The organism is Moraxella lacunata (assembly GCF_002027545.1).
Lineage (GTDB): Bacteria > Pseudomonadota > Gammaproteobacteria > Pseudomonadales > Moraxellaceae > Moraxella > Moraxella lacunata.
Genome location: NZ_MXAN01000052.1, coordinates 35,129 through 42,024, shown reverse-complemented (window position 1 = coordinate 42,024; position 6,896 = coordinate 35,129). Strand labels below are relative to the sequence as shown.

5 protein-coding genes and 1 pseudogene are annotated in these 6,896 nt (G+C 40.1%); 2 read left to right on the top strand and 4 right to left on the bottom strand.

Features of this window, described 5'->3' with window-relative positions; genetic code table 11:
* Nucleotides 1-111: 111 nt before the first annotated feature.
* The 4 genes and pseudogenes from B5J94_RS07890 to B5J94_RS15195 form a co-directional block, all read right to left on the bottom strand.
* Complete coding sequence (locus B5J94_RS07890; protein WP_062501666.1) at nt 112-1,464, bottom strand: SWIM zinc finger family protein; 1,353 nt, start codon at nt 1,462-1,464, stop codon at nt 112-114.
* Between the two features lie 147 nt (nt 1,465-1,611).
* Nucleotides 1,612-2,088 (bottom strand): DUF7825 domain-containing protein, encoded by a 477-nt coding sequence (locus B5J94_RS07885; RefSeq protein WP_255216954.1) that lies wholly within the window; start codon nt 2,086-2,088, stop codon nt 1,612-1,614.
* Nucleotides 2,089-2,277: 189 nt separating this feature from the next.
* Nucleotides 2,278-3,705 carry a DUF7824 domain-containing protein gene (locus B5J94_RS15200; RefSeq protein ID WP_458118223.1) on the bottom strand — a complete coding sequence of 476 codons (1,428 nt, stop codon included), beginning with the start codon at nt 3,703-3,705 and terminating at the stop codon, nt 2,278-2,280.
* Nucleotides 3,697-4,746, bottom strand: a pseudogene (locus B5J94_RS15195) (DUF6493 family protein); the annotation flags it as partial. The pseudogene B5J94_RS15195 and the gene B5J94_RS15200, both read right to left, overlap by 9 nt.
* 180 nt (nt 4,747-4,926) lie before the next feature.
* Here B5J94_RS15195 and B5J94_RS07870 point away from each other — a divergent pair.
* Together B5J94_RS07870 and dcm are read left to right on the top strand one after the other, a co-directional pair.
* Nucleotides 4,927-5,934 carry a homoserine kinase gene (locus B5J94_RS07870; RefSeq protein WP_062500725.1) on the top strand — a complete coding sequence of 336 codons (1,008 nt, stop codon included), beginning with the start codon at nt 4,927-4,929 and terminating at the stop codon, nt 5,932-5,934.
* The gene (dcm, locus tag B5J94_RS07865; protein ID WP_062500727.1) at nt 5,931-6,890 is read left to right on the top strand and encodes a DNA cytosine methyltransferase; all 960 of its coding nucleotides are present in this window, start codon (nt 5,931-5,933) and stop codon (nt 6,888-6,890) included. Before B5J94_RS07870 ends, dcm begins: the two co-directional genes overlap by 4 nt.
* Nucleotides 6,891-6,896: the final 6 nt, after the last annotated feature.

The following is a 6,896-nucleotide window of genomic DNA, read 5'->3' as shown; positions in this document are numbered from 1 at the left end:
GGTATCTACACGTCCATATTTTAAAAAGCTTAATTGAACAATGCCAAAATTTCATGCTCCATTCTTGATTACCAAGCACAAATTGCAATCCACCCCATTCATCTAATGACTTCACAACGCATTTATCATCATCTGCACGCCCAAAATATGCTTACACAACCCACGCTTGATCTGATGTTTGGCATACCATTGGCAGGTGCATTTGGCATGGGTGTCTGTGATGACCACCGTATAGGTATGCTCACCACTTTTGACATGAGCAAGGGTATCATTAGGACGATGATGAACGAGCGTGATATTATCGTCTTTGATGAGTTTTTTGGCGTTATTTAGGCGGGGGTTTAGCGATAATAATTTATTCATGTTAAAAGGCAGTCGGCGATAATAATAACTGTCGCTATACAAATCAAATCCCAACAGCCCAATCATAGATAAATGCGTGGTCAAACTTTTAACATCGTCAATATACAAATCATTGTCTATGGCTAATGTGGTTGGGTCAAAATTCTCATTACTTTTTAATACATGATTAAAGGCATAAATATATTCTGTTGGCAATTCATGTGTTATCTGTTGCAATATATTCCCTTCCCCCGAAAACCCCCGATGATTGTGCGGTGAGATTGCCAATGTCAGTCGCATGTGTTTCATATAAATCTGTATTGCCATACTCTGGCTGTCTTTATCATCATTGATATTTTGAAAAAACACCATGCTATCAATATACGGCACCAGATTTTCTAATAACCGAAGTCGCTCCAAACCACCCACTTTTATGCTCCCTTTGGCATAAATGGGACTTATCACGACTTTATTTAATTTATAAGTCAAATACAGCGTGGCGTTATTTTTGGATTTGGGTATGGCATTAAAAAACTGCATACTTTGCATTTTATTTAATCTAAATATCTCCACCATATCCGCCATATAGACCTGCACACTGGTTAGCCCTTTTATCCAGCGGTCGGGCAATTTCACTTTTTTCTCTTTGATGTTACCCACATCGGTGCTGATATTAACTTCTTTATCGCCCACGCTCATCATCATAAGTTCATTCTTTTTGACGGCATTTAGGGCATTTATCATCGGTTCATTAAAATCCACATTGGTCGTGCCATGTGCGATAAATTCGCCGTCCATGCCGTCCGATAACAAATCCAAACGGGCATACACCCCATTACACGATGAAAAGCCTTCAAAGCGTAATTCGTCTCGCCCTGCACTGATAATCGGGTCTCTTAATGATACAGGTATGGGGGCAAAACTTGACCGCACCACACGGCTTAGGCACATCAAGGCTTTGGCGGTCGGCAGTGGCTCGGTGATTTCGCCCCAAAAAAAGCACGGAATGTCGGCTAGATCTTCGATGTCGGTATGATGAGATAATACCAATTCATCAAAGGTTGGTTTTTTTATCAATCGGCTGGGGGATTGATAACTGATATCAATGTCGGCAAGGCTCATGTTTTTATCCTTTTAACTAACAGACTTCCTGCAAAACTCCAATTGAAGAAAACCGTTCGTGGTGAGCTATGCCTGCCCATAACGGTTTTCCGCTACCCTTCGACAAGCTCAGGGCGAACGGAAAACCTAGTTTTGCAGGAAGTTTAATTATAATTTACCAATTTTATTTACGATTGCCTTGACGCTCCCTGATATTGCCACAAATTCATGTAGCTTTATCATCATATCATCATCGGCTTTGGTATTGGATTGGGACAATAATAAATAATACAGCTCCAAATACTTTTTAAAATTGGTCGGTAATTTATCATCAAAACAAAGTTTTAATAACGTCTTTCCAATAATCTCTTTGACAATGACCGCATAATCACCACCATATTCAGACAGGCTTTGGATACATTCTACATAACGATTAAATGGGGCGGAGCTATGATTGATCCATTCGCTACTATGACGGGCAAAGGCATCAATATCCAATCTGCGATGACCAATGGCAAAACTCATCAAATCCACCACCGCCAATCTTATGGCTTTGTCTTTGGCAAAACAGCACGCCGTCATGATAAACTGGGTATAAGGATTATAAGGATAATCATCGCTCATCATAAGTTGTAAAACAGGAATAGAAGTTTTACCAAAAATTTCTGTATCACAATATTCAGTCGCTGATAAAAATTTGTCGCTTTCAGTTTAATTGACGATAGTTAGATATTTTGGCAACAATATCATTGCATTGTCATCAAATATCGAATATGGCGGTCTGCCAATGTCTGAAAAACAATAACGATATACACTCTACAAAATGAAAAAGTACTACGGCTCCCGTTCGTGGTGAGCCTGTCGAACCATAACGGAAACCGACCCTTCGACAAGTTTAGGGCGAACGGTTTCCGTAGTAAAATTCAATTTTATTAGCTGTATATCACTTGAATAAGGTCTATTGAATTGAGATAATTCAAAACTCACCAAACGGCTTTTATCTTTAATATTATTTTTTAATAATCGACGTTGAAATTCTCCATAGCTCATATAGTCTATTGCGGTATAACGATAAGGGGCTATTTCAATATCATCATTAACCACCACCTTATCAAATATTTTGGCATATTCATGAGAATAATCCAGCTCTATATTGGGATAATGCGTTTTGGCTACGGTTGCAAATATGCCCCGCCATGCTTGATAATGCTCGCCTTTTTCATAACCAAACTTTTCGCTGATTGCTTGGGGCGGAATGGTCTTGGGTAATTCAGTTTGTCCAAAGGCAAATGCCAAGCTCTCACGGATAAGCTCATCTGTGATTTGGGGTAATAAATCAAGGGCAGGCTCTATACTCGCTCGTGGCGTGCGAGCCAATGCTATGGCATAATCGGTCAAATCAATCTCTACCCCCGCCTTCTGATAGGCGATGAGTCGCTCTACCAATATCGCAGGCTCTATATAAGCAGGTGCATGGGTTGGCGTGGATAATAGCGATAAGGGATCATCACTTTTGCCGTCATTTATCTTATCAAGTGCAATAAACTGCTTCACTATGGCGTGATAAGAGTTTAAAAATTTATATTGATGAGTGCCGATTTTTTCATCTTTATTTTGATAAATATGATTTAAAAATTCTGTTTTAAATATTACAAATATATAATTATTTGACCACTGATGACGGTATTTATCCAATACTGATTTTAGTTGGGTGTTATCATCGCTTGGGAATTTGCCTTGTTGTTTTAAGGATAAATAACTTGCCATATAAATCTCAATCTCTATGGGGTTATCGCCATGTTCTAATTGCCCAAAATTAAATATCAACTCATTAAAATCATCATAAAGCGTGATTTTTCGCTCATCGGCAAAATAATCAATATTGACGCTATTATCATAATAATAATCTGTGCCTGTGTCATTATCAAATGGTTCATCAGATACGTCATTTGATGAATCATGCTCGCCATTATCCAGTATGGGTGTATAAATCGGGGCCAATCCTGATTTAATGTCATTTGGTAAGGTGTCATAAATGGCGTGCAAGGCATTTTGTAGATTGTCGTATTCATCATCTAAGGCTTTTTCATTGGCGTATTTGGCAAGTATTTTTACCGCTCGCTCTTGTAAGGCTAATTCATTGACAAATAACACCGAGCTGATGATAGGATACAAATGCTTAATCAAATGCGGTTTGGTTTTTAATAATTTATCAAAGGACACAAGTAGCGATTTGATACCGCCTTTAAAATCGGCATTCATCATCACAGGACTAACGAATTCTATAAATTCATCTAATAAAAACCGCTCATCAAGAATGATTTGTTTGATAAGTTCAATGGCAAAATTAACCGCAGGTTTATAATCACTGTGCAATAAAACAAAAATCTGCTCTTGATATGTGATAAGCTCATCTATGGTTGGGGAGAGTGCTTTAAAAACTTCTTTAAAAAAACCTTTGCTGGTTGTTTTCCAAAGTCCTGTTTGGATTTCTAGGCATTTTTGTAGAACAAATTGACGGTCTAATCTGCCCTGTTTGACAAATTCGGGAATAAAATAAAGCCAAAATTAACCGTGTTTATATTCTTTAAATGTCTGCCTGTCTAAATAACCAAATGTCGTCCAACTCACATGAGTTTCATATTCAAATAATAATTTGACATCACGAATCATAATGTCTGATGAAAAGACAAATTCTCGGTATTCATCAATGCTTAATTTCTTTTTAGGCATATCATTTGGCATTGTAAATCTAGCGATTGTCATGGCAAATAGTTGGGGGTGATGATCTATCAGCTTGGCATTTTCTAATCGTCTTAATAATGGATAATCTAATCCCCACATTATCTCTCTTTTAACACATTCTGCCATATAGATATTAAACAGTTCTTTAAAATCAAAATGCTTGATGATGTCAAAAACCATGGGCATGGTATTGTTTTTGTTATCCAAACTTTTATAATAATCAGGGTCGGACATATACCGTAACACCTGTGTAAAGCAATCAAGCCAACGCCCATTAAAATCACTGGGCGATAATAACGCCAATGCCAAACAAAACAGCATTCGCTCTTGATTGGGCGTGCCACGCACACTTGTGCCAACCGTTCTGCCGTTTTCTTTGACTTCATACCAGTCCAGATAATATCGGCGGGCTTTGTTGAGCTGTTTTTTAAGCTCGCTTACGTTGCCTTGCTTGTGAGCGTCCAAAAAGGGAATGATTTGGCTAAGCTCGCCTGTGGCGATGATGTGGTCAAATTCGGCTAAAATGTCTTTTTTGGTTTTGGGGGCGGATTGGGTCATGGGGTGTTCCTTGTTTGGTGGATTTTGGGTAGATTGGGGTGTTTGGTTATGATAAACGTTATCATGGTTAAAAACAAGGGCAACCGCTTGGGTATAAATACTTAAAAAGTCAAAAAATAGTCGTAAATTTTTGCAAAAAGTTTTAAAATAAAGATTTTATTTGACAAAAAAGGCTAACCCATGTCCGTCTATACCCACCTATCTGATGATGAATTTTTTGCGTTTTGTGGTTTGTTTGGCGTAAAATTCAAGCGTGCCATTCCAATCACCCAAGGCATTAAAAATTCCAACTGGTTTATCCAAACCGACAGCGACGTGGGCGATGAGTTTAGCTATGTGTTCACGCTATTTGAAGAGCGTGTCCCTGCCGATATCATCAAAATGGCAACGGTCATGCACGCCCTAAAAGACAAATTGCCAATCGCCCCACCACTTGTCAAACTCACCGCCACAGGCGATGACATCGGTAGCGACTGCGTCATGCGATACGAAAACAAGGCAATCCTAGTCGTGCCAAGACTCTCAGGCTCACACCCCACCGACACCGACACCGCCATGTGCCACGCCATGGGGCAAGCGTTGGCGACACTTCATGAGACCTTACAAACACTACAACCTGCCGAAAACTACGGCGTGCCACTGTACGACTGGGCAAGGGTCAAAGAGCGTGAAACCGCCTATATGCCCACCGATGAAGCCCGTCTCATGAATGACATTTGGGCAGCCTATGCCAATTTGCCCCATGACTTGCCAAGGGGATTGTGTCATTTGGACATGTTTACCGATAATACCTTGTGGGATTTTTCGGGCGATACGGCTACACTTACGGGGCTTTTGGACTTTACCGAAGTGTCGGTGGAGCATTATTTGATGGACATTGCCATTACCATTAACGATTTTTGTACGACTTGGGGCAATGCCACAGATGGCGAGAGCGTGAATTTTAACACCGATAAAATGACTGCCTTTATAGACGGCTATGATGGCATTCGCCCCTTAACGGACAACGAAAAAACCGCCCTGCCCATCATGCTTGCCTACTCTGCCACGATTTTTTGGCTACTACGCCTAAACGTGATTTATTATAACCGTGAACAAGGACGCACAGGTAATGATATCATGGTCAAAAATCCTGATTTGATGAAACGGTTGGCGAGTTTTCATTGGGGGCGTGCTGTCCGCTCATGAATTTAGCCCAAAGCACTTTTATTGACTTGTTTGCAGGTATTGGCGGTTTTCATCAAGCCCTAAGCCATTTTGGGGCGACTTGCGTGTTTGCCAGCGAGATAGATCGCCACGCCTGCCACACTTACCACGCCAATTATGGCATCATGCCACATGGCGACATCACCCAGATTGCCGAACACGACATTCCTGCCCACGATATTTTGTGTGCAGGATTTCCCTGTCAAGCGTTTTCTATCTCTGGCAAACAAAAAGGCTTTGATGACGTGCGTGGGACGTTGTTTTTTGATATTGTGCGCATCATAAAACACCACACCCCCAAAATCGTCTTATTAGAAAATGTCAAAAACCTTGCCAAGCATGATAATGGCAACACCCTAAACGTGATATTGGCTCATTTAAATGACTTGGGCTATCGTGTGCATTATCAAGTATTAAACGCATCGCATTTTGGCGTACCCCAAAACCGAGAGCGAATTTATATTATCGGATTTCATGATAGCCTAAACCAAAATGACTTTACTTTTCCTGTTGGCGACAATTCTCCTATTTGTGTTTTGGATATTCTACAAAATAATCCCAACATTGCCCCAATACAGCGCGATGATATTATTTTTAAAAATAATTATCAAGCCAGTTTTGATAAACATGGTAATAAAATATTGCCAAACAAACCCATTCAAATTGGCATTGTCGGTAAAGGTGGACAAGGCGAGCGCATTTATCACACGGACGGTCATGCCATTACGTTATCGGCACATGGCGGGGGCATTGGGGCAAAAACGGGACTATATCACATAGACGGACACATTCGCAAACTTACCCCCCGAGAATGTGCCAGATTGCAAGGCTTTGGCGATGATTTTATCATCAATCCAAAAGATGCCCAAGCCTATAAGCAATTTGGTAATAGTGTGGCAATTCCTGTTTTAAAAGCCATTTTAAAAAACATCAAATAATATTAG